Here is a 22,559-nt window from a genome sequence, read left to right on the forward strand (position 1 = left end):
CGCAGCTGTCGAGCAGAGCGCCCGACGAGCCGGAACCGAGCCTCACCCACTGGAGATCAATCAACTCATTCTGAAACGATCGCTTGGTCGATGGCCTCGGCCAGGCCCACCGGTTCGGCTGACGAGGCTGTCCGCGCCAGCAGGGAGATCTCGGTCGCGACCGCCTCAGGGTCGGCCGGCACGGTCACATGGGCGATGCCGTCCAGGGCCGGGTGGGCGCCGACGCGTACGGCTCGCTCCGCGTGGCCCAGGAGGTCGAGGTCGTTGATGTCGTTGCCGAACGCGACATAGGCGTTGATCCCCATCGAAGCCAGGGCTTCCCGCTTAGTCGTCGAAGCCGGGGCGAGGTCCACGATCGCCTCGTCGAGGTGATGGTTGACCGTCAGCCCGAGCCCACGGCCCACGTTCGCGAACCCGGCCAGGTCCGAGGCTTCGACGACGAGGAGCTTCACGACCTCGGGCAGCTCGGCGAGGTCGACCCTGTTCGCGAGCTTGCCCTGATCGACGCGGCTCCTGACCGGGTGGTCCTCGGGTCCCGTATAGGCGTAGTCCCACGGGCCGTCGGCGAGGTACGTCGCCTCGTACCGTCCGATCGCGTCCATCAGGGCCCCGAGCACGTCAGGGCCGAACGTGGCCCGGGCCCGGACCTGGCGGTCGACCGAGACGAGGCTTCCGTTGCCCCCGATCAGCGTGGCGGACGGAAAGGCCCCGTCGAGCACGGGCAGGAGGTCTCGGACGGGTCGGGCGGAGGCGAAGACCAGGGAGTGGCCGGCGCGCTCGCAGTCTCCGATCGCCGTGAGAATCCGGTCGTCGATGGTCCGTCCGTCGAAGCAGAGGGTGCCGTCGATGTCGAAGACCAGGGTGCGGGCACGAAAGTCGATCATCATCGAATGGTATCCGCGAGATGGTGGTGGCCGTGACGCCCTTTGCCATGCTGATATCCCTGAAGGTCTGGCAAATGTGAGCACGGGGAGCGATTGACGATGGCATTCGACGAGAGCGGGCGGGTGGCCGGCCTCATCGGGGCGCAGGAGAAGGCGATCGCGCTCTTCGCCGAGATCGAGCGGCGTGGCCTGGTGGCGCCGGGCCGGGGCGAGCGAGAGGTGAGCGACGCGATCCGTGACCTGGCGAACGACATGTTCGGGACCACCAGGCACTGACACAAGCGCATCATCCGCTTCGGCCCCAACACCCTGCTGCCCTACCAGGACAACCCGCCGGACCGCGTCATCGGCGAGGACGACGTCGCCTCCGCCGACTTCGGCCCGATCTTCGAGGAGTACGAGGCCGACTTCGGCCGCACCTACGTCTTCGGCGGCTTCTACGAGCAGCTGCTGGACCTCGCGTGACGGGCGCGGTGACAGCTGTGGACGTCGTACACGCTGATGCCTGATGCCTGATGCCTGACGCCGGCTCCTGATACCTGACCCTGACGTCCGGAGGCCGAGGGGCCCGGCTCGCGAGGGCGGTTCGTCGCCGCTCGGCCTTCGGGCGACGCGTCAGTAGACGTCGCGGACGTACCGCTTCTCGGCCGCCATCTGCTTCACGTAGGCCGCGGCCTCCTCGTCGCTCATCCCGCCGTGACGGGCGATGAGTTCGCGCAGCGCCCGGTCGACGTCCTTGGCCATGCGGGTCGCGTCGCCGCAGACGTAGAAGTGGGCGCCGTCCTGGAGCCAGGACCAGACGGCGGAGCCGTGTTCACGGATCCGGTCCTGGACGTAGACCTTGTTGCGCTGGTCGCGGGAGAAGGCGACGTCGAGGCGGTCGAGGTGGCCGGAGGCCACGTGGGCCTCCAGGTCCTCGCGGTAGTAGAAGTCGGTGGCCTCGCGCTGCTCGCCGAAGAACAGCCAGTTGCGGCCGGTGTGGCCGCGGGCCAGCCGGTCCTCGAGGAAGCCGACGAAGGGTGACACGCCCGTCCCGGGACCGACCATGATCATGGGTGCGGCGGCGTCGGTTGGTGGGCGGAAGTGCGGGGAACGCTGGACGAAGACCTGTACGGGGCCGTCGTCGGCGTGGTCGGCGAGGTAGGCGGAGCAGACGCCGGTGCGGTCCCGGCCGCGGTCGTTGGCGTAGCGGACCACGGAGACGGTGAGCCGGACCTCGCTCGGGTGGGCGAGGGGGCTGGAGGAGATCGAGTACAGCCGCGGCTGCAGCCGCTTGAGGACCCCGGTCCACTCACCGGCGGAAGCGCGTACGGGGAAGCCGCCCATCACATCGGCCATCTGCATCCCCCAACTCCACTTCGCCACCTCGTCCTTGTTCCCCGGGCGCAGGAGCCGCCTGAGGTCGAGGCTCCCTGTGCGGTCGGCCACGAACTTCAGCAGGTCGGGCGTGATCCGTGTGATGTCGAACCGGGTCCGCAGGGCCTCGGCCAGTGGGAGAGGACCGGAGGAGCCGACGTCGACCGGCTCGTGGGGGTGGAGTCCCGTCAGGGCCAGCCACTCGGTGACCAGGTCGGTGCTGTTGGCCGGCCAGACGCCGAGGGCGTCGCCCGCCTCGTAGGCGAGTTCGCCGCCGCGGGTGTCGAAGGCGAACCGGCGTACCTCCTTCTGGGAGCCGGGAAGGCTCAGGAGGTGGTTGCCGATGAGGAGGGTGGGGAAGGGCGAGGCCTTCGTGTACGTGGCGGACCGCGTCGTATCGGAGCCCTGCCCGTCCCCAGCCGGGCCGTAGGCAGCGGTGCGGGCCGAAGGCGTGAGCTGCCCAGCCGTCACGGAGGCGGGGTGCGGCTCCGGTGCGAGGGCGGAGAGAAGGGGGAGGAGAGCCGTGAGCCAGGCTTCGGAGCGCTCCTCGTGGTCGGGTTCGCAGTCGGTACGGGGATGGAGACGGGTGGCGCCGAGTTCGGCGAGGCGCTCGTCGATACGCCGACCGTGGCCGCAGAAGTCGTCGTAGCTGGAGTCGCCGAAGGCCAGGACGGAGAAGCGGACGCCGTCCAGGCGCGGGGCGTCGGGCGAGGCCAGCTTCTGCCAGAACGTGGCCCCGTTGTCGGGGGCGTCTCCGTCCCCGAACGTACTCGTCACGACCAGGAGGTCGGTGTCGGGGCCGACCTCCGCAAGGTCGACGCTCTCCATAGGGTGGAGGGCCGGAGCATGCCCGGCCTCGGCCAGGCGGCCGGTGGCGGTGGCGGCGAAGTCCTCCGCGGTCCCGGTCTGGGAGGACCAGAGGACCAGCAGACGACGTGCGGGGGCGGCCTGCGGCCCCCTTCCCGAGGGTGCGATCGGTGTGGCCGTCCCGTCCGGCGCCACCGGTGCGATCGGCCCGGACGAGGCCGGGGACGAGGGCGAGGGCGAGGGCGAGGGCGAGGGCGAGGGCGAGGGTGAGGGCGAGGGCGAGGGCGAGGGCGAGGACGGAGACGGAGCCGGTGCGTCGGTACGGGAGAACATCCCGGCGAGGACGCCGTCGACCCAGACACCGCGCTCCGGCGCGAAGGGCGCGGACACCGGGAGGACGGGGACGCGGCCGTCGACCGACGCTCCGGCAAGTCCGGACAGGAAGCCCGCGAGGTAGCGACGCTCCGGTTCGGTGAAGGGAGGAGGGACGAGGTCGGCCACGCCGAAGAGACCGGCGAGTGCGGGCACGGCTTCCGTGCGTGGCCCGCCGGTGACAGCAGGGGCCGAGCCGGAGGTGCGCATCGTCTCTCCGGACGACTGCGGCTCCGGGTGTGCGATGGGTACGGGAGCGGCTGTCTTCGCGAGTGTCACCGCGCACGCCTTGAACTCGGGCTGGAAGGAGATCGGGTCGATGGCGTCGTTGGTGACGGCGTTGATGCTGAGGTACTCGCCGAACAGGTCGTTCCAGTGGAAGGGAGCGAAACAGTTCCCGGGTCGGACCCGGTCGGTCACGACGGCGGGCAGGACGGCGCGTCCACGGCGCGAGGCGATCTCCACGTGGTCGCCCTCGGTGATCCCGAGCGCAGCCGCGTCCTCGGGGTGGATGTCGATGAAAGGGCCGGGGTTGAGTTTCGCGAGCTTGGCGACCTTCCCGGTCTTGGTCATCGTGTGCCACTGGTGCTGAAGGCGCCCGGTGTTGAGGACGAACGGATAGTCGTCGTCGGGGAGTTCGGCCGCCGGAAGATGCGGTCGTGCGAAGAACCGGGCGCGTCCGCTCGACGTCGGGAAGACCAGCCGGGGCCGGGTGCCGTCCTCGCGTACCAGGAGCGTCTGACTGACACCGTCGTTCACGTAGCGGATCGGGTTGCGGTCGGGGCCGTCGACGTCGGGGGCGGGCCACTGGACCGGGGTGGTGCGCAGCCGCTCGTAGCCGATGCCGCGCAGGTCCCAGCCGGTCTGCGGGTTCCAGGCCTGTGTGAGTTCCTCGAACACCTCCTCCGCGGACGCGTACGTGAACCCCTCGGCGAAGCCCATCTCGCAGGCGACGCGGGCGATGAGCAGCCAGTCGGGCAGGGCCTGACCGGGCGGGTCGACCACGCCCTGGACGAGGGTGAGGTTTCGTTCGGAGTTGACCATGACGCCGTCGGACTCCGCCCACAGGGTGGCGGGCAGAACCACGTCCGCGTAGGCATTGGTCTCGGTCTCGGCGAACACGTCCTGGGTGATGACGAGCTCTGCGGCCTCCAGGGCGGTGATGACGGTCTTCCGGTTGGCGACGGACACGACGGGGTTGGTGCAGATGATCCAGCAGGCCTTGATGTCGCCGGCCGCCATCTGCTCGAACATCTCGACGGTGCCGCGCCCGACTTCGGTCCGCAGCGAGCCCTCGGGGATCCGCCACAGGTCCTCGACGAAGGCGCGGTCGGCGTCGACGAGGACCGAACGCTGTCCGGGAAGGCCGGGTCCCATGTAGCCCATCTCCCGTCCCCCCATGGCGTTGGGCTGACCGGTCAGCGAGAAGGGCCCGGAGCCGGGGCGGCAGAGGGCGCCGGTGGCGAGGTGCAGATTGACGAGCGCGTTGGTGTTCCAGGTGCCGTGCGTGGACTGGTTGAGTCCCATGGTCCAGCAGCTCATCCACTCACCGGCCTCGCCTATCCACCGCGCGGCCTGACGGATGTCCGCCTCGGGGATGCCGGTGATCTCGGCGACCCTGGCCGGCGGGTAGTCCGCGAGGAAGGCGGGCATCGCCTCCCACCCCTCCGTGAACTCGGCCACGAACGCCTCGTCGACGTGCCCGTTCTCCACGAGCAGGTGCAACAGCCCGTTGAGCAGGGCGAGATCCGTACCCGGCTTGATCTGGAGGAACAGGTCGGCCTTGTCCGCGGTGGCGTTCCGTCGCGGGTCGACGACGATCAGCTTCGCCCCGGCCGACTTCACCCGGTCCATCATCCGCAGGAAGAGGATCGGGTGGCAGTCGGCCATGTTGGAGCCGATGACGAAGAACGCGTCGGCCCGGTCGAAGTCCTGGTACGAGCCGGGGGGACCGTCCGCGCCCAGCGACAGCTTGTAACCGGACCCGGCGGACGCCATGCACAGCCGGGAGTTCGATTCGATCTGGTTCGTGCGGACGAAGCCCTTGGCCAGCTTGTTCGCCAGGTACTGCGCCTCCAGCGACATCTGCCCGGACACGTAGAAGGACAGCGCGTCAGGACCGTGCTCGTCCAGGATCGCGCGCAGCCGCCTCGCGACCTCGGTGACGGCGGCGTCGACGTCGGTCTCGACTGCCGCGCCGCCCCGCTCCGCGCACCAGCGCGGCCGTGGCGCGCCCGGGCGCCGCCAGCATGTCCGCGCTCGTGGAGCCCTTGGTGCAGAGCCGGCCGAAATTCGTCGGATGGCTCTTGTCGCCGGAGGCCTTCGCAGCGCGCCGCAGGCCGGTGGCAGGATCACGCGCGATGTCGAGAACGATCCCGCAGCCGACCCCGCAGTACGAGCAGACCGTCCGCACAGCCTCGGTCCCTGAGTCCCGCGACGCCACCGGCACCCCTCCCCATCGACGAACCAGGTGGGCAGATTCCCACGCCTCCGACCGTAGGAAGGCCCGGTTTCCGGACGATCACGCCTCCGTCACACGCGGGGTTACACCCCACGCACCACGCGAGGGGGCCCACCGTGAGTACCAGGCCGATGCACGGCCGGACAAGAGGTGCACCGGACAAGAGGTGCACGGTGGATGGTCCGGGGTCGGCTCCGGTCGGCCGGTGCGGCACCGTCGAGGACGTCGCTTCGGATGTCGGCTTCGCAGCAGCGGCAGCCCGCACGCCTGTGGCCTCCCGTGGGGAGCCGGGAGGCAGGCGCGGCCATGGCTCCCACGGGGGACGCGGAGCGCGGCCGGCGGCCTGGACCGCGGGGGAGCGGTGCGGAGGGCCGCTTGCCGTTCACCTTGCCACCGCCCGGGTCGTGTACGCCAGAGTCGTGCACGAACCGGCCACAGGCATATGTGGACTCGGTCGGCGGCGCTGGGCGGCGTACAACCCGACCCCATGCGCTGGGGACATCCCTCGGCTGTGGCCGACTGGAGAGCGGACCGCAGCACAGCGAGTTCTCGGCGCGGTCCGGGTCCCCTCCGGGGGCCGTCCGTCAGATCAGGAGGTGGGCCGGGCCGGCTCCCTCTTCAAACGGACCTCGGTCACGCTCACGTCGTGCGGTGCGCCGAACGCCTCGACCATGACGCTGTGGCCGATGTCGGTGACCTCCAGGGCCAGGTGTTCTGCTCCCACGCGCAGGTCGAGCCTCGCCACGGGCCTGCCCGCGAAGTTCGGCATGCGGTGGATCCGTGCCCCGGGGTACTTCAGGGTCGTCAGCCTGTCCCGCATCTGCTCGTACGTGGCCGTCTCCTTTCCGGAGAACGCCTTGATGATCCGGAGTTGGTGCCTCTTGGCGGCGCACTCCTCCGTCGGAATCAGCGGCACCGGGTCGGCCAGGACGGGCATGGTGCTGTCGGGGGTCGGTGCCGATGCCGGCTGGCCGACGGCGCCGTTGACGTTCGGTTCACAGGTCTGCGCGATGAGGTCGGCCAGCTCCAGGAACCGTGCCTCGGCCTCGCGGGCGCTCGTCACGGCGGTGGCCGGCCGGGCGCTCCGCACGACGGAGGCGTGGGCGGCGGATGCGCGAGTCGAGGCGGTGGAGGTGACAGTGGCGGCGGAGCCGCGGGTGGTGGTGGCGTGGGCGCTCTGGGTGCCGACGGCGGCCAGGACGACGACGCTGCCGAGTGCGGCGGTGAGCAGGGGCTTAGGGGAGAGAATCGATCGCATGTCGGTACCTTGCGGGCCGGTGGCCACCGGCCGCCTGAGTAGCCGTACTCATTCCGCCGGAGCATCGACTCAGGCTCGTCGCTCCGGGGCACTGGCGGAACGTCAGCCCCGCGACAGCAGGGGCGTTGACCGACCCGTAGCCCTGATCACGCCCAGCTGGACCGGTCGCGGTGCGCGACTGGCTCCGTCAGCCTGCGGTCCTATTCGGTTTTCGAGCACGCGGCCGCATCCATGAGCTTCTCGACCGCTTTCTTCGTCTTCTCCTGCATGGAGTTCGGATCGTAGTTCAGCGCGACGGTCGCCTGACGCTGACCGTTCGTCGTTGCGTACGACTCGACGAGGTACCCGGGGAAATTCCCGCTGTGCCCCCACCAGGTACCGCAGGAGAATTGACGGGGTACGATCCCGAGACCGTATGTGGCGCCACTCTTCCCTGTCACCGTCGTCATCATCTCTTTCATCAGGTCAGGCGGGAGCAGGTGGCCCGTCAGCAAAGAGTGGTAGAACGACGAGGCATCGCCTGGGGATGCGATGATCCCACCACCGGCCCACGCGATGGAGGGACTGAATCGCGTCACGTCGGTGGCGGGCGGCTTCCCGAGCACGAAGTATCCGTGCGCGTGGGGTCCGGCGATATCGGGCCCGGTGGGCAAGTAGGAGGAATCGAGCTTGAGCGGCTTGAAGATGCGGTCGTTGAACTGGGAGGCCAGAGGGGCCCCGGATACCTTCTCGATGATGAGCCCGGCAACCGTGTAGTTCGTATTCGAGTATGAGGCGTCGGTACCGGGCTGAAACTTCCTCGGCAGGGATGTTCCCAGTTTCACGAGCTGCTGCGGCGTCGTGACATGCGTGACGTCACCGGCGAGGTACGGGGCCAGGTACTTCGGGTTCTCCTCGTAGTTGGGGATTCCGCTCGAGTGGTTCAGCAGCTGGCGGACCGTGATCTTCTCCCCTTCGGGGACCAGGCCGGGCAGCCACTTCTGCACGGAATCATCGAGAGTCATCTTTCCCTCGTCGACCAACTGAAGAATGACGACCGCCACGTACGACTTGGCCAGGCTGCCGATCCTGAACCGATCCTCCACCCGCATGGGGGCACGGGATGCGATGTCGCCCACTCCCCAGGCGTTGGCGACCTGGTTCCCGTTGTCGGCAGTCACCACCACTGCGCCGGGGACGTCACTGGCCAGCACCGCTTCGACGTCCTGCTGCAGATTCTTCTTCTGGGATTCTGAACTCGGTTCTCCTTCATCGCCACAGGCGCTGATGAGGAGGGCAACAGCAAAGGGAAGGACAATGAGCCTGATCGGAGCCTTCACGGTACACATCTCCAACGTGGGGGTCGGCTCTACGATGCCCATCCTCGAGTCCTGCGCTGGGGAGGCACGCCGCAGCAGCCGGGCAGCGAGAGGTCCACTGGAGCCGGGGTGACATGCAGCGCATAGGCGCGTCTCGGAAGTGTTCCCGGACGGCCTCCCCGCTCTGCGTCTTCCCGAGGTACTGCGGCGGCCCGGCCGCCTCGGCCCTGAGTGCCGGTCAGGTCCGCGGGACGCGTGGCTCCAGCCGGAACTCGAAGCCGAGGGTGCCCGGGTCGAGTGCGGTCGCGCCGCCGTCCACGGTGAGCACCGCACCGTTCACGAACGAGGCGGCGGGCGACAGCAGCCAGGCGATGGCCTCCGCGACCTCGCGCGGCTCACCGGGCCGACCGGCGGGCAGGACCCGGGTGACCTCCTCGTACGCCGCTTCCAGACCGTTCCCCTCCAGGCCCGCCTCGTCGGCGAACCGGTTCATCCGGCGGTCCGCCATGTCGGTGCGCACCCAGCTCGGGCACACGGTGTTGGCGCGCAACCCCGTGCCCCCGTAGTCGACCGCGAGCGAGCGGCACAGCTGGAGCAGCGCTGCTTTGGAGGTGGCGTAGGCGGCGTTCCCGACGCCGTTGCGCAGGGCGGACACCGAGGCCACCGCGACCACCGCACCGCGGGCTTCGAGCAGGTGCGGGAGCGCGGCGCGCAGCAGCAGGAACGGACCGGTGAGGTTGGTCCTCATGACCTCGTCCCAGTCCTCCAGGGTCACCTCTCCCACCCCGCCGCCCCGCCCGATGCCGGCGTTGAGCACCAGGCCGTCGAGCCGACCGTACGTACCGACCACCGTCTCGACGAGCGAGGTCACGGCGGCGGGGTCCCCGATGTCCGACGGTACGGGCAGGGCGCCGGTCTCCTCGGCGACCAGCCGCAGCGGCTCGGGGCGGCGTCCGGACACCGCCACCTTGTGTCCCGCCCGGGTCAGTGACTGCGCGGTCGCCGCCCCGATCCCCGTTCCGCCCCCGGTCACCAGGTACACGCGCTCGTCCGCCATGTCCGCCGCCTTCCCGTGTCTCGTCCGCCGTCCCCCGTCCCGGTGATCTTAGGCGCGCGACGCTCCGGGGCCGGGCCGGTGGGCGAACCACACGGCAGGGCACGTCGGTCGCGTGCGCCTACGCACGGCGGAACGCCGCCGCGCGCGTCGCGTCCGACAGGGCCGCCAGGCCTGGCACGGACCGGGGGGCGATGCTTTCCTGGAGGTGCGGAGGGGCCCGCTCCCAGGACCCGGAGAAGTGGCTTCGAGCCGCGTACCGCGCGATCATCAGGATCCGCGGGAAGCGGACAGGCCCCGCCTCTCGTCGTGCCGGTCCTGGTGGGGCCGCGCGGGGCGGGCCGGGACCCGACCGGCCCTGCCCGGCTCCATCAGCCCGGAGGTCACGCCCCGGAAAGGCGGTGGGCACGATGGAATCACCCCTGGTGATAGGAGTCGACGGGTCGGACGCGAGCCTCACGGCACTGGACTGGGCCGTCGACGAGGCGGTACGGCACGGATGCCCCCTGCGGATCGTCCACGCCTCGCTGTGGGAGCGGTACGAGGGAGCGGTGCCGACCCGGAGCGCGGACCGGCCCTCGGGCCAGATCCTTGCCGAGAGCATCGTCGCCACCGCGGCCCAACGCGTCCGAGCGCGCGCACCCGGTCTCTCCGTCACCACGGACGTCCTCGGCGAGGACGCATCCAGCGCGCTGCTCCGGGAGGGACAGAGCGCCATGGCCGTGGTCGTCGGGTCCCCCGGGCGCGGCGAGCTCGCCGACCTCCTGCGGGGATCCGTCGGTCTCGTCGTGGCCGCCCGGGCTCACTGCCCGGTCGTCGTCGTGAGAGGAGATCGGCATGCCCTGGAGGCACGCCACGAGCGCGTGCTGCTCGGCGTCGGAGAGCACGACGTGGATGCGCCGGCGGTGAGGTTCGCCTTCCGTGAGGCGGCCGTGCGGGACGCGGAACTCGACGTCGTCCTCGCCTGGCGACGGCACTCTCACGCGCCTGCCGACCAGGTGCTGCCGAGCGGCGACAAGGGTGCCGGCTCCGCGGAACGATCCTCCGAACTGCTCGACAAGGCCCTTGGGGCCGCCGCATCCGAGTACCCGCGGGTCCGTCTGCGCAGCACCACGGTCGAGGGCTCTGCCGGCAGGGTGCTGACCGAGCGCTCCGCCGCCGCCGACCTGATGGTCGTCGGGGCCCGCCGCCGGGATGCTCTCGTCGGTCGGGAGCTCGGCAGGGTCGCCCACCGAGCCCTGCACCATGCCGCGTGCCCGGTGGCCGTGGTGCCCCAGCGGCATCCGGAGCCCCAGGACGGAGAGCAGTGAGGTGTCGAGTCCACGGCCTGGCGCACCACACCGAGGACCCGGTGATCACCGTGTCCCTTGCAGAACGAGAAGGGCGGGAAGGGGACCGGCCATGGGCCGAACGGTCCCGCTTCCCCACGGACCGACCGGCCCTGGGTGTCGGCCCCGCTCGGCACTGGGCGCACCTGGTCCGGGGCGGGACGGTGGAGCGAGAGGACGCTCTGGCGGCCATGATCGACGTACGCGCCGACAGCGAGCGGCTCACGACGATGAACGCGGGCGACGGCCCGATCCGCCGCCTGTCCGCACCGCTTTTCGGGCCCACGGCAACCCGCACCGGGCCCCGTACACGAGGAGCAGAACAATGGCCGGAGGCACGGTGGAGCGCGGGCACAGCCTCCTCCCCGACTTCAACGACTGGTTCGGCAGGGAGTTTCCCGGGCTGCCCGGGTGGCGGCCCGCGACGTCCGCGCACTCGGCTCCGTTCGGCGGCGCCGTGACCGCCGAGACGTCGGACCCGGTCGCCCGGCACATGGTGAGCCGGGGCAAGGGCGGCGACTTCCGCAACCCGGAACGGATCCGGGCGTGGGCCCACCACATCGGAACGGAACTCGGCGCCGCCCCCCTGACCGGTGCCACAGAGCTGTAGGCCACCCATGTCCCGCCAGGAGCCGCCGGGCAGTGGGGCCGCGTCGCAGCCGAATGAGCGATTCGGGCGTGCGGCGCTGGTCTTCGTTCTGATGGCCGCCCTGATCTGCGGTGCCGTGGCCGCCGGCTTGCTGTGGAACGCGGGCGCCAGGGCCGATCGCGAGCTCGCTGTCCACCGCCACCAGGTTCGGGCGACCACGACCGGACCGGCCGAGGAGCCGCGGGCCGCCACCCGTTACGGCGGGAAGCCGCAGGCCACCGCTCCGGCGGTGTGGGAACAGCCTGCCGACGTCCGCCGGTCCGGGAGCATCCACGTTCCGCCTCGGACGCCCCAGGGGCGCACCGTGACGATCTGGGTGGACGACGCGGGAGCGCCCGCCCGGCCCCCGGGGAGCGCCGCGGACCGGGCCTTCACCTCCGTCTCGGGAGGCACCGCGGCAGCAGGCGCCGTCGGGGTGGCGGGAACGGGTGTGGTCCTCCTCGTCCGGCGGAGGGCCGAAGGCCACCGGCTCGCGGCATGGGAGCGGGAGTGGGAACAGGTGGAACCCGTATGGTCCGGGCGTCCCCGCCGAGGCAGCGACGCCGGAGGTGACGACGCCTGACGTTTGTCGTCGGCCGAAGCACGCGCCGTCACCGGCCTTGTGCGGGGCGTACGTACCAGCTGTCCCGAGCTCGGGGCATACGGGTCGGTGGTGGTCACCTCGGGTGTGGCTGTGTCCTGCCCCGGGCGCTGAGATCGCACCGTACGTCCACCACGCCTTCGACGGCCCGGGCCAGGCGTGCCGCGAGAGGGATGAGCGCGCTGTCGCCCACCTCGCCGGAAAGGGTCACGACACCCGCGTCGACACGGACCCCGACCTTCCGGTGGGAGAGCGGGAACAGTTGCTCGATGACGTCGTGGCGCACCTCGGCGGCGAGATCGTCGTCCGGGCGGAGGAAGACCTTGAGGAGGTCGGCGCGGCTCACGATCCCCTGGATCGCGCCGGTCGTGTCGACGACCGGCAGCCGCTTGACGTGATGGGCGGCCATGAGGCGCGCGGCCTGAGGCAGTGACGCCTCGGGGGCGACGGTGACGGCGGGGGAGGTCATCAGGTCCTCGGCGCGGCGAGAGCCGGCCTTGGCGGTGGCGTCGAGGTGCCGCATCTGCTCGACGAGGCCGAGGCGGTGGTCGTGGAACTCCTCCTTGACGAGCAGATCCGCCTCGGAGACCACTCCGACCACGCGGCCCTCGCCCTCGACCACGGGCACGGCGGTGACCTTCCACCGCTCCATGGCGGTGACGATCTCCTTGAACTCCGCGCCGGGCAGCACGGCGACGACCTTCCTGGTCATCACGTCGGCGACGGTGAACGGTGGGGTGGTCATGGCGCCCTCCTCGACGGGCGTGGGCCGGGGGCCGAATGCCGGCGGGCTTCATGGGGTCGTCCAGGGGTCCCACGGGCGGGACCGACGGGCCGGCCTCAGCGGACCAGGACGGCCTCCCCCGAGCGGGGCACGACGGCCGTCCAGCCCAGTTCGTGGTCGATGCGGTCGCGCAGGGCGGCGGACGCCGTCGGTTCGCCGTGGACGAGGTAGGTGGTGTGTGGGGGAGGGGCGTCGCGCAGCCAGTCGACGATCTGGTCCGCGTCGGCGTGGGCCGAGAAGTAGGGCACGTCGGCGATCTCGGCCCGTACGGGCACGTACGCGCCGAACATCTTCAGTGTCCGGGCTCCGTCGACCAGGTCACGCGCCCGGGTGCCGGCGGCGGCGAAGCCGACGATGACGACGGCGTTGCGCGGGTCCGGGAGCAGCCGGTCAAGGTGGTGCAGGACGCGTCCGCCGGTGGCCATGCCGGCCGAGGAGACGATGACGGCCGGGCCGTGCGTGCTGTTGATGTCGATGGACTCCTGGACGGTCCTGGCGGCGAGGAACGGCTCGGGGCTCAGCGCGGACTCGCCTCGGGCGAGGATCTCCGGCCGGAGCTCGGTGGACCGCTCCCGTACGGCGTCCCGGTAGACGTCCAGCGCGGCCAGGGCCATGGGGCTGTCCACGTACACGGGGACCGACCGGGGAAGGACGCCGGTGTCGCGCAGCCGGCTCAGCTCGTGCAGCACGACCTCGGTGCGGTCGATCGCGAAGGCGGGGATGACGACGGTTCCTCCCCTGGCCAGCGTCCGCCCGATCACTGCGGCGAACTCTGACCTCGCGGAGTCCTGGTCGTGACGGCGGTCGCCGTACGTGGACTCCATGAGCAGGACGTCGGAGCCCGAGAACGGTTCCGACGGCAGCAGCAGGGGATGCCCGGGCCGTCCGAGGTCGCCGGAGGCGGCCAGGGTGTGGCCGTCCTCCAGCGTCAGGTGTGCCCACGCCGAGCCGAGGATGTGCCCGCCGTGGTGGAACCTGAGCGTGGTTCCGGTCATGATCTCCACGTCGACGCCGATCGGGACGGGGTCGAAGAACGACAGCGTCTTCTCCACGTCCGCGTCGTCGTACAGCGGCTTGGCCGGACGGTGCTTCGACCAGCCGTGCTCGTTGGCGTGCCGGGCGGCTTCCATCTGGAGCCGGGCACTGTCGCGCAGCACGATCCCGGCGAGGCGGGCGGTGGGGGCGCTGGTGAGGATCGGCCCCCTGAAACCCTGCCGCACCAGGCGCGGCAGATAGCCACAGTGGTCCAGATGCGCATGGGTGACGACCACGGCGTCCACGTCCCCGGCGTCGCGGGCGAACCGTTCCCAGTTGCGCCGCCGCAGCGGCGCGAAACCCTGGAAGAGACCGCAGTCGAGGAGGATCCGCGCGTGGTCGCTCTCGATCAGGAACTTGCTTCCCGTGACCGTACCCACCCCGCCCAGGAAGCTGAGCAGCGCCGGTCGCGGGGGAGTGGGAGCGGGGTTCGGGGCTGCCTCGGGCATGGCCGGCCCTCCTTCGGAACGTGTACCAGTCTTCACCCTCGCATCCGACCGGGCCCGCCCCGGAGGGGCCGTTCGGGTCCATCGGGGGCCGACCGGCCCATGTGTCTCCCGAGTTCCGGGCGGAGCCTGGTGGGCGAAGGACCGCAGCGGAGCGCGAGGGAAGTGGGCGGGCGCCATGAAGGCACTCGCCTTCCAGGGGCCGGGCCGGACGGCCTGGGCAGGACGTACCCGACCCGGGTATCGAGGACCCTGCCGACGTGATCGTGCGGGTCGACGCCGTCACCGTCTGCGGCACGGACCTGCACATCCGCAAAGGGGAGGTCCCGGAGGTGACCCCCGGCCGGGTCCTCGGGCACGAGGCGGTCGGCACGGTGGCCGAGACCGGCGGCGACGTCCGCACCGTACGACCCGGGGACCGCGTCCTGGTCTCCTGCATCTGCGCCTGCGGCAGGTGCCGTTTCTGCCGGGAGAGCCGCTACGGACAGTGCCGCGGCGGGGAGGCTGGATCCTCGGTCACACCCTCGACGGCACCCAGGCCGAGTACGTCCGCGTGCCCTTCGCCGACCTGTCCGTCCATCCGCTGCCCGACTCGATCGACAGCTCCGACGCGTCTAGGGCGGGCCTGACGGTGAGCGGCGCCGACCGTGGCGTGCGACCGTCTCGTACTACCTGAGGCGCATCAGCGTCGGTGAGGGGACTTCAGCCGAAAGTGAGCACCTCGGATGCGGGCCGACGCGGGGTGGCCCGCCCCTGGGGGCCGTAGCCCAGGCGGAACACCATGTGGACGAAGCCGACCGCCGAGCTGGGATCGCGTGCGTCGAAACGGAGTTCCGGCCATTCCAGTGGCTGGGACATGAGGGAGGTGGCGAGTCCGTCCAGGGTGGCCTGCAGAAGGACGCGCTGCATCGCCTGGCCGGCCCTCAGCCATTCCGCCCGCGTGTCCCCGGCCGTCCCGAGCAGGGCGATCTGCGGCCGCTTCTCGAAGCGTGCCGAGGCGCGGCCGGGCACCCGCCGGGGGGCGTCGAAGTCCCTGACCGGGGAGGTCACGTCGTACTGCCGGGGGCCGAACGCGTACGAGGGAATCCCCTCGGTGCCAGGGCCCTCACCGGCCGCACCGGTGCGCGTCCAGGCGGCGATCTCCGCGCGTACGGACTCGTCCGCCGACTCGAAGAGTTCGGAGGCGTGGACGAGACCCATGACGGTGTCGGCGTGCCACTCTCCCGGTACGACCAGCCGGCAGCCTTCGAGCCGGGCCGCGGCCCGGAGTCCGTCGATCACCTCGGAGGGGATCCGTTCCTCCGTGAACGGGAAGCGGCTGGTGTGCCGCCGCGCCAGGGCGGCATGGAGCGCGCCCAGATCGCTGTCGGCTTCGTCGGGGCCGTCGAGCCGTACGTCGGCGAAGTGCCAGGGATCCTCGGGCGAGGGCAACAGCCGCACCACCGGACTCAGGGCCCGGTGCGCGGCGGCGACCCGCAGACCGAACAGGGCGGCGCCGCAGCCGAGGTGGAGGGCACGGTGGTCGGGGTCTCCGTGCGGCATGCCGCGCTGCGGATCACCGTGCAGCTCGATGACGCCGGCTTCCGTCCTGGCGACGAACTTCCACGGCTGTGCGTTGTGCATCGAGGGAGCCGTGACGGCGTCTTCGATCAGCGACGTCACGAGGGGTTGGATCAGAGCGGTGCTGGACACGGTTCGTCCCGTCTGCGATGAGTCACCAGGAAATGTCGTGCGGAGTCCGGGTGGAGGATGAGGGTCGTGTGTCGTCCTCGTGGAAGGCCAGTCGGTCCACGACGGCGACGACGCCGTCCACCCGCTCGGCGAGTGCGACGAGCATCAGGGCCTGACGGCGCCGCCGGACACGACCGGCGAGCGTCGCCACACCGTCGTGGACGTGCACGTCCACCGCGGCCGCGGGCAGGTGCATGGCATCCGCGAGGACGTCCTCGCGGACGCGGCGCCGTATCTCCGCGTCCGGGCGGAGGTACGCGTACAGGAGATCGCGGCGGGTCGCGATGCCGACCAGGCGCTCCTCCGCGTCGACCACGGGAAGGCGCTCGACTCCGCGACGCCCCATCAGCCGCGCCGCGTCCGCCACCGTCTCCTCGGCGTGAACTGTCACGGCCGGCGTGGTCATCAGGTCCCGTGCGGTGAGGTCGCGGCGGGCCAGGAGGTCGCTCCCGGACACGACTCCGACGACGTGGTCGTCCTCGTCCACCACGGGCACCCCGCTGATCTCGTGCTTGGCGAGCATCTCCGCCACCTCCCTGAACGACGTCGCGGGGACCGTCGAGACCACGCCGTCGGTCATCAGACCGCCGACCTTCATGTGCTTCATCGCCGCGCCTCCCGTTCGAGGGCGAGGGCCCGGCTGGTGCGCCGTCCCGCCTCACCCACCCTCCAACGCACGCCCGGGGTCGGGGAGGGCCGAACGGTCCAAGGCCAGGACCGAACGGGCTCGTCGCCCGAAGCGCACGCCCCGCCCCGCCCTGGACCCCGCGGACCGCGGGCCGCCCGGTGTCACCGGCACCGATTCCCCATCGGGACTACGGTGAAGAAGAGCCCGTGGAGCGCGGACCGTGCGCCGGACGTGGCCGGAGGTGGCGATGGAGCCGGAAGGCACACGTCCGACGGGCAGCAGGATGCCGCGGCTGCGCCTCGACGAGCTGCTCGACGAGCTCCAGGCGCGCATCGACGACGTGCGGGGGACGAGGGACCGCCTCGACGGACTCCTCGAAGCCGTCATGTCCGTGGGCAGGGAACTCGACCTGCCCACGGTGCTCAGAGGCATCGTGGAAGCGGCAGTGACCCTCGTGGACGCCGAGTACGGCGCGCTGGGCGTCATCGGCGACGACAAGCGCCTGTCCGAGTTCCTGCCCGTCGGTATCGAAGACGACCTGCGGACGCGGATCGGGGACCTGCCCTCCGGCCACGGGCTGCTCGGTGAGCTGATCCGCAACCCCGAACCGCTGCGGCTCGCCGAGTTGTCCGAGCATCCCGCCTCGTACGGGTTCCCCCCGCACCATCCGCCGATGCACACCTTCCTGGGTGTGCCCATCCGGGTCCGCGACGAGGTGTTCGGCAACCTCTACCTGACCGAGAAGCGTGGAGGGGTCGACTTCGACGCCGAGGACGAGGCCGTGGTGACGACCTTGGCCGTCGCGGCCGGCATCGCCATCGAGAACGCCCGCCTCTACGAGGAAGGCCGCCTCAGGCAGCGGTGGCTCGCCGCGAGTTCCGACCTGACCAGCGCCCTCCTGTCGGGTGCGGAGGAGACCGAGGTGCTCGACGGGATGCTGGAGCAGGCCGTGGACATCGCGGGTGCCGACATCGGGGTCTTCTACCTGGTGGGTGCCGGCGGTGAACTGCGGGGCTCGCTCGCCCGCGGCGAGGGAGCCGAAGCGCACCGGGGCGTCGTCCTGCCGACCAGCGAAGGAACCCTGGCCGAGGCCGCCCTCGCGCAGGAGGGCCTGCTCACGGTCGTCGACGTCGAGCACGAGCCGCGCATCAGGGTGCAGCCCGAACGGTGGGTGGGCTTCGGCCCCGCGGTGGCCGTGACGGTCGGCACCAAGGAACGACTGAGCGGGGTGCTGATCCTCGCGCGGCGGCACGGACGGCCCCCGTTCACAGGCTCGGAGATCACCGCCCTCCCCGGATTCGCGGGGCAGGCGGCCCTGGCGCTCGAACTGGCCGACCGTCGCCGGGACGCCGAGCAGGTGATCCTTCTGGAGGACCGGGACCGGATCGCCCGTGACCTGCATGACCTCGCCATCCAGCGTCTGTTCGCCACGGGGATGACGCTGCAGAGCGCCCGTCGGTTCGTCGAGCACCCGGAGGCAGCGGACCGGCTGACCCGGGCGATCGACGACCTCGACGCCACCATCAAGATCATCAGGTCGACCATCTTCGCGCTCCGGGAACACGAGACCTCCGAGGCCCCGAAGCTCAGAAACCGTGTCGTCAAAGCGGTGGACGAGGCCGCGACCGCGCTCGGATCCGCCCCGGCCCTGCGCATGGAGGGTCTCCTCGACACGAACGTGCCCCGTGAGGCGGCCGACGAGGTGATCGCGGTCATCGGTGAAGCGCTCACCAACGTGGCCCGGCACGCGCGGGCCCGCCGGGCAGAGGTGGCGGTCGTCGCCGAGGACGGCGTGCTGGCGGTGACGGTGAGTGACGACGGTACCGGCATCCCGCGGGGAGGCGCCCGCAGCGGACTGCGGAACCTCTTCGAGAGGGCCGAGCGGCTGGGCGGCACCATGTCGGTCCACGCGAGAGCGGAGCCGGGCAGCGGCACGGTACTGGAGTGGCGGATCCCGCTCCCGGACGAGCGGGAGTGACAGCCTCTACGTCTCCTCGGAGGCGTGCTCGTGCGCCTGCGCGGCGATGACGGCGGCCTGCACACGGCGTTCCACCCCGAGCTTGCCGAGCAGCCGCGAGATGTGGTTCTTGACGGTCTTCTCCGACAGGTAGAGCCGCTTCGCGATCTGCCGGTTGGTGAGCCCCTCGCCGATGAGGTCGAGTACGGACCGCTCCCGCTCGGACAGCACCGCGAGCCGTTCGTCCTCGGGAGGCTTCGCCGTCTCGGGATCCCTGAGCGAACGCATCAGGCGCGCGGTGGTGGCGGGATCCAGCATCGACTGCCCGGTGGCCACGGTACGGATCGCCGACACGAGGTCGGTCCCCTTGATCTGCTTGAGCACGTACCCGGCCGCGCCCGCCATGATCGCGTCGAGCAGGGCGTCCTCGTCGTCGAACGACGTCAGCATCAGGCAGGCCAGCTCGGGCATCCGGGAGCGCAGTTCCCGGCAGACGGAGATGCCGTCGCCGTCCGGCAGCCGTACGTCGAGCACCGCGACGTCCGGCCGCAGCGCCGGCCCCCGGGCCAGGGCCTGCGCCGCCGTCGCCGCCTCACCGGCCACTTCCAGGTCCGGTTCGTCGTCGATCAGGTCGCGAAGGCCCCGGCGGACGACCTCGTGGTCGTCGACGAGGAGGACCCGCGTGGGTGTGGCGGCAGCCGGCAGATCGGACATGGCGACCCCTGCGGTCGGTGGGCTCGTTCCCGCCCCCCACAAGGATTGTCCGTCATGCGGCGTCCTCATGGGCGCCGAGACGCATCCCGGAACGGGCCTGGCCGATGGGGCTTCCCCGGTCGCCCGGGTTCTGGCCCGGTGCGGCCTGGACCGCGGGCGGGCGGCCGCCCCCGGGCATCAGACGGGAGCGTCGGCCCTCCGGATGTGCCAGTGCCCGTCCCTCGGGAACGGCGGACGAGCCGGAAGGGTCCGGTGGAACCGGTATCCGGTCTTCTCCGCGACCCGGCACGACGCGAGGTTGTCCACCTGGTGGAACAGGTCGAGACGCTCCAGGCCCTCGGCCCTGAAGGCGTCGAAGGCCCAACCGGTGAGCGCTTCCAGGGCGCGAGGCGCCACGCCCCGGCCTCGGGCGTGGGCCGCTGTCCAGTAGCCGACCTCTGCGGACTCCTGGCCGGGACCGGTCCGCTTCATGACCACGTTGGCGGCCAGTCGGGTCTCGCCGGTGGCGGAGTGATCTTCAAGTACGGCGAAGCTCAGCCGTTCTCCGGTCTCCCAGCCGCGCCTCTGAAGCTCCAGCCACTCGGCCGCGTCCTCGGTGTTCTCCACTCGATGGCTCGTCCATCGACGCAACGTGGGATCGCGACAAGCCTCGACCAGTGCCTCGGCGTCGCCGTCGTTCCACGCGCGCAGGTGGAGCGCGGGGGCGGACGGCGTCGCGTCCACCTGCAGAGTCACGTTCATCAAGGTCCTCCCCGTTCGGTTTCGTCTGATCATCTCTCACCCTATGAGCCGTACAACCTTGAACGGTTGTCGTGAGTCCTGTGGTCGTGGCGCGTGCACGCCACGACCACAGAGCCCGGAGGAAACCCCCTCGAAGCACCTCAGCCCCACCGGTCGGCGACTCTCCGTCGCCGTCGTCCTCGCGCTGACCACCGGGGCCTGACGGCCCCGGTCCTCGCGGCGGCACCGGCGGTCGCCGCCGTCACCGCGCAGGAGGCGGCGGAGGAGCAGGCCCCGCTCGACCTCCCGGAGGACTCGAAGCTGCTCAGCGCGGGCCGGACCGGGATGCTGACCAGCACGGGTTGGCAGCCGGAGACCGCCGAGTACCGCTGGACGCCGTACTCGGGCGGTCCCACCGTCACGCTCTCCACCGGGCCCAAGTGGGGCAGCACGGGCACGGACCTCGTCGCCTCCAGGGACGGGGACGTGTACACCCTCACCGACATGAGCGGGACGGCGGCGCCGGTCGTGATCGACACGTCCGGCCTCGGCCCCACCGGCGAGCGCTACCACCTGCGCCGGGTCATCGGCACGACGCTCCTGATGACCTTCTACGTGGACTACAAGGTGACGTACCGCCTGGTCTCCGTGGAGGACGGCCGGATCGTCGACCGTCCGGTCGCGACGCCGGTCGGACGCTGGGACTACGACCTGTACGACGCCGGACCGGGGCGGGTCGCGATCGGCTACGGCAGGTACGAACCGCCCCAGTACGCGCAGCGGATCTGCGTGGTGGACGTGGCGACCGGCGAGGTGACGGAGACGTACGAGGCGATCCCCGACTCCTCGTACCGCGTCGGTTCGGTCGCCCGGGCCGCGCATCACCTCGCATGGATCGAGTGGCGCCAGAACCCCGTGCTGGCGTACGCGGAACGGGGCACGCAGGACGTACGGCGGGTGCCGCTGACGACCACGGGCGAAGCGAGCGGTGTCGAGGTCCGCCCGCTCGGCGACTGGGCGCTGTACGTCCGGCCCGGCGGCGGCACGGCCTCCACCGGAGCCGACCCCCTCCACGCGCTCACCGCCCGCTCCCTGACGACGGGCGAAACGTTCCCGCTCCTGGACCACGCGTCATCCACCGCCTACGACCAGGACGGCAACCTGCTCGTCCTCGGCGGCACCCTCGCGCACGGCGAGGGCCTTTACCGGATCGCCCCCGACGGGGTCACCGGCAAGCCCGCCGCCACCCTCGTCCGCGGCTCCGGCCGGCCGACGGCCCTCACGGTCCTCGAAGAGACGCTGCCGCCCACCGGCACCTTCGACTTCGACCGCGCGGGCGGGGAGCTGACGGCCGCCATGAAGCTCAGCCGCTCCAACGCGACGCTGGACCTGACGCTGACGCACACCGCCTCGGGCCGGACCGCCCGGCCGAACTCCCACTGGCCCGGCGGAAACTGGTCGCACCCCGCTGTCACCTGGGACGGTCGCTTCGACGACGGCTACCGCGCCTACAACGGCGCCTACACCTGGAAGCTGACGGCCACGCCCGCGAACGGCATCGGCCCGACCGTCGTGCGTACCGGCTCCTTCACCCTCACCCGCGCGCCCCGGCCCCGCGACTTCGACGGCAACGGTTCACCGGACGTCCTCGTCCGCGAGGGCAACGGCTACCTCTCTCTACGACGCCCGGCAGATCAGGGACCTCGCCAGCTTCGAACGGGCGCGCGAGACGCTGATCGGCCCCGGCTGGAACACGTACGACCGGATCACCGCGACCGGAAACCTCGGCGGCACCCGCAACGACGACCTCGTCGCCCGGGACAGGACCGGCGTCCTCTGGTTCTTCGAGGGCAAGGCCGACTTCAAGGCACCCTTCGGCGCCCGCGTCCGCGTGGGCAGCGGCTGGCAGGTGTACGACAAGCTCGCCGGCGGCTCCGAGCTGACCGGCGACGGCCGGAACGACCTCCTCGCGACCGACAGGACCGGCGTCCTGTGGCTCTACCCCGGCACCGGGAACGCGAACGCGCCCTTCTCCGCGCGCAAGAGGATCGGCGGCGGCTGGGGCGACTACAACAAGCTCGTCGTCCCCGGGAACCTCGGCGGAGCGGCCCATGGCGACCTCGTCGCCCGCGGCAAGGACGGTGTCCTCTGGCTCTACCTCGGCAAGGGCGACGGCACGTTCGTGCCGCGCACCCGCGTCGGCAGCGGCTGGAACGCGTACGCGGTGCTCATCGGCATCGGCGACCTCACCCCCCGCGACGGGCACGCCGACCTGATCGGCATGTACTCCAGCCGCTTCCTGCAGACCTACGCGGGCACCGGCGACTGGCGCCGGCCCTTCGGCAACCCCGTCATGCCGATCTCCCCGCTACCCGGCTCCCGCCCCACGGATGTCTACTGACCCTCCGTCACCCGTGTCTTCGCGCGCCGACCCACCGGTCTGCGGCGAGGGGCCCGTGTCCGTCTCGCGAACACCCCCGTCCGTCGCGGGCCTACA

At 71.3% G+C, this 22,559-nt stretch carries 18 protein-coding genes and 2 pseudogenes; 7 read left to right on the forward strand and 13 right to left on the reverse strand.

Going from position 1 to position 22,559, the window contains the following annotated elements:
* Positions 1-65: 65 nt before the first annotated feature.
* Positions 66-884, reverse strand: a complete 819-nt coding sequence (locus ACN9MM_RS35675) for an HAD hydrolase family protein (RefSeq protein WP_426367898.1) — start codon at positions 882-884, stop codon at positions 66-68.
* 99 nt (positions 885-983) lie between these two features.
* Here ACN9MM_RS35675 and ACN9MM_RS35680 point away from each other — a divergent pair.
* Positions 984-1,316: pseudogene (locus ACN9MM_RS35680) on the forward strand (M24 family metallopeptidase); the annotation flags it as partial.
* Positions 1,317-1,499: 183 nt separating this feature from the next.
* Here the strand turns inward: ACN9MM_RS35680 and ACN9MM_RS35685 are convergent.
* From ACN9MM_RS35685 to ACN9MM_RS35705, 5 genes are all read right to left on the reverse strand, one after another.
* Entirely contained in the window at positions 1,500-5,564 is a 4,065-nt protein-coding gene (locus ACN9MM_RS35685) for a molybdopterin-dependent oxidoreductase (protein ID WP_426368914.1), read from the reverse strand.
* Positions 5,533-5,868: a hypothetical protein gene (locus ACN9MM_RS35690; protein ID WP_426367899.1), complete on the reverse strand. Its 336-nt coding sequence runs from the start codon at positions 5,866-5,868 to the stop codon at positions 5,533-5,535. The genes ACN9MM_RS35685 and ACN9MM_RS35690 overlap by 32 nt, the downstream gene beginning before the upstream one ends.
* A gap of 601 nt (positions 5,869-6,469) precedes the next feature.
* The gene (locus tag ACN9MM_RS35695; protein ID WP_426367900.1) at positions 6,470-7,138 is read right to left on the reverse strand and encodes a hypothetical protein; all 669 of its coding nucleotides are present in this window, start codon (positions 7,136-7,138) and stop codon (positions 6,470-6,472) included.
* Between the two features lie 200 nt (positions 7,139-7,338).
* Positions 7,339-8,499, reverse strand: coding sequence for a serine hydrolase domain-containing protein (locus ACN9MM_RS35700; RefSeq protein ID WP_426367901.1), 1,161 nt, complete (start codon positions 8,497-8,499; stop codon positions 7,339-7,341).
* 175 nt (positions 8,500-8,674) lie between these two features.
* Complete coding sequence (locus ACN9MM_RS35705) at positions 8,675-9,493, reverse strand: SDR family NAD(P)-dependent oxidoreductase (RefSeq protein ID WP_426367902.1); 819 nt, start codon at positions 9,491-9,493, stop codon at positions 8,675-8,677.
* Between the two features lie 407 nt (positions 9,494-9,900).
* Between ACN9MM_RS35705 and ACN9MM_RS35710 the strand changes: the two genes are divergently transcribed.
* The 3 genes from ACN9MM_RS35710 (at position 9,901) to ACN9MM_RS35720 (ending at position 12,029) form a co-directional block, all read left to right on the forward strand.
* Positions 9,901-10,800, forward strand: a complete 900-nt coding sequence (locus ACN9MM_RS35710) for a universal stress protein (RefSeq protein ID WP_426367903.1) — start codon at positions 9,901-9,903, stop codon at positions 10,798-10,800.
* Positions 10,801-11,143: 343 nt separating this feature from the next.
* The gene (locus ACN9MM_RS35715; RefSeq protein ID WP_426367904.1) at positions 11,144-11,428 is read left to right on the forward strand and encodes a hypothetical protein; all 285 of its coding nucleotides are present in this window, start codon (positions 11,144-11,146) and stop codon (positions 11,426-11,428) included.
* Between the two features lie 7 nt (positions 11,429-11,435).
* A complete protein-coding gene (locus ACN9MM_RS35720; protein ID WP_426367905.1) occupies positions 11,436-12,029 on the forward strand; it encodes an Rv1733c family protein in 594 nt (197 codons plus the stop codon).
* Between the two features lie 94 nt (positions 12,030-12,123).
* Here the strand turns inward: ACN9MM_RS35720 and ACN9MM_RS35725 are convergent, their stop codons facing one another.
* Together ACN9MM_RS35725 and ACN9MM_RS35730 are read right to left on the reverse strand one after the other, a co-directional pair.
* Entirely contained in the window at positions 12,124-12,792 is a 669-nt protein-coding gene (locus ACN9MM_RS35725; RefSeq protein ID WP_426367906.1) for a CBS domain-containing protein, read from the reverse strand.
* Positions 12,793-12,887: 95 nt separating this feature from the next.
* The gene (locus tag ACN9MM_RS35730; protein WP_426367907.1) at positions 12,888-14,315 is read right to left on the reverse strand and encodes an MBL fold metallo-hydrolase RNA specificity domain-containing protein; all 1,428 of its coding nucleotides are present in this window, start codon (positions 14,313-14,315) and stop codon (positions 12,888-12,890) included.
* A gap of 175 nt (positions 14,316-14,490) precedes the next feature.
* On the opposite strand from ACN9MM_RS35730, the pseudogene ACN9MM_RS35735 reads away from it, so the two are divergent.
* Positions 14,491-14,925: pseudogene (locus ACN9MM_RS35735) on the forward strand (alcohol dehydrogenase catalytic domain-containing protein); the annotation flags it as partial.
* Between the two features lie 89 nt (positions 14,926-15,014).
* Here the strand turns inward: ACN9MM_RS35735 and ACN9MM_RS35740 are convergent.
* A complete protein-coding gene (locus ACN9MM_RS35740) occupies positions 15,015-16,004 on the reverse strand; it encodes an Acg family FMN-binding oxidoreductase (RefSeq protein WP_426367908.1) in 990 nt (329 codons plus the stop codon).
* A 22-nt stretch (positions 16,005-16,026) separates the two neighbouring features.
* On the reverse strand, positions 16,027-16,650 hold the full coding sequence (locus ACN9MM_RS35745; protein WP_426367909.1) for a CBS domain-containing protein: 624 nt from the start codon (positions 16,648-16,650) through the stop codon (positions 16,027-16,029).
* A 268-nt stretch (positions 16,651-16,918) separates the two neighbouring features.
* Between ACN9MM_RS35745 and ACN9MM_RS35750 the strand changes: the two genes are divergently transcribed.
* Positions 16,919-18,649, forward strand: coding sequence for a GAF domain-containing protein (locus ACN9MM_RS35750; protein ID WP_426368915.1), 1,731 nt, complete (start codon positions 16,919-16,921; stop codon positions 18,647-18,649).
* Positions 18,650-18,655: 6 nt separating this feature from the next.
* On the opposite strand, the gene ACN9MM_RS35755 is transcribed toward ACN9MM_RS35750, so the two are convergent.
* From ACN9MM_RS35755 to ACN9MM_RS35765, 3 genes are all read right to left on the reverse strand, one after another.
* Entirely contained in the window at positions 18,656-19,342 is a 687-nt protein-coding gene (locus ACN9MM_RS35755) for a response regulator (protein ID WP_426367910.1), read from the reverse strand.
* Between the two features lie 177 nt (positions 19,343-19,519).
* Positions 19,520-20,083: a GNAT family N-acetyltransferase gene (locus ACN9MM_RS35760; RefSeq protein WP_426367911.1), complete on the reverse strand. Its 564-nt coding sequence runs from the start codon at positions 20,081-20,083 to the stop codon at positions 19,520-19,522.
* 140 nt (positions 20,084-20,223) lie between these two features.
* Complete coding sequence (locus tag ACN9MM_RS35765; RefSeq protein WP_426367913.1) at positions 20,224-20,601, reverse strand: hypothetical protein; 378 nt, start codon at positions 20,599-20,601, stop codon at positions 20,224-20,226.
* A gap of 1,352 nt (positions 20,602-21,953) precedes the next feature.
* On the opposite strand from ACN9MM_RS35765, the gene ACN9MM_RS35770 reads away from it, so the two are divergent.
* Positions 21,954-22,463, forward strand: a complete 510-nt coding sequence (locus ACN9MM_RS35770) for an FG-GAP repeat domain-containing protein (protein WP_426367914.1) — start codon at positions 21,954-21,956, stop codon at positions 22,461-22,463.
* The last annotated feature ends 96 nt before the right edge of the window (positions 22,464-22,559 follow it).

It is taken from the genome of Streptomyces sp. E-08, from assembly GCF_049913095.1.
Classification (GTDB): domain Bacteria; phylum Actinomycetota; class Actinomycetes; order Streptomycetales; family Streptomycetaceae; genus Streptomyces.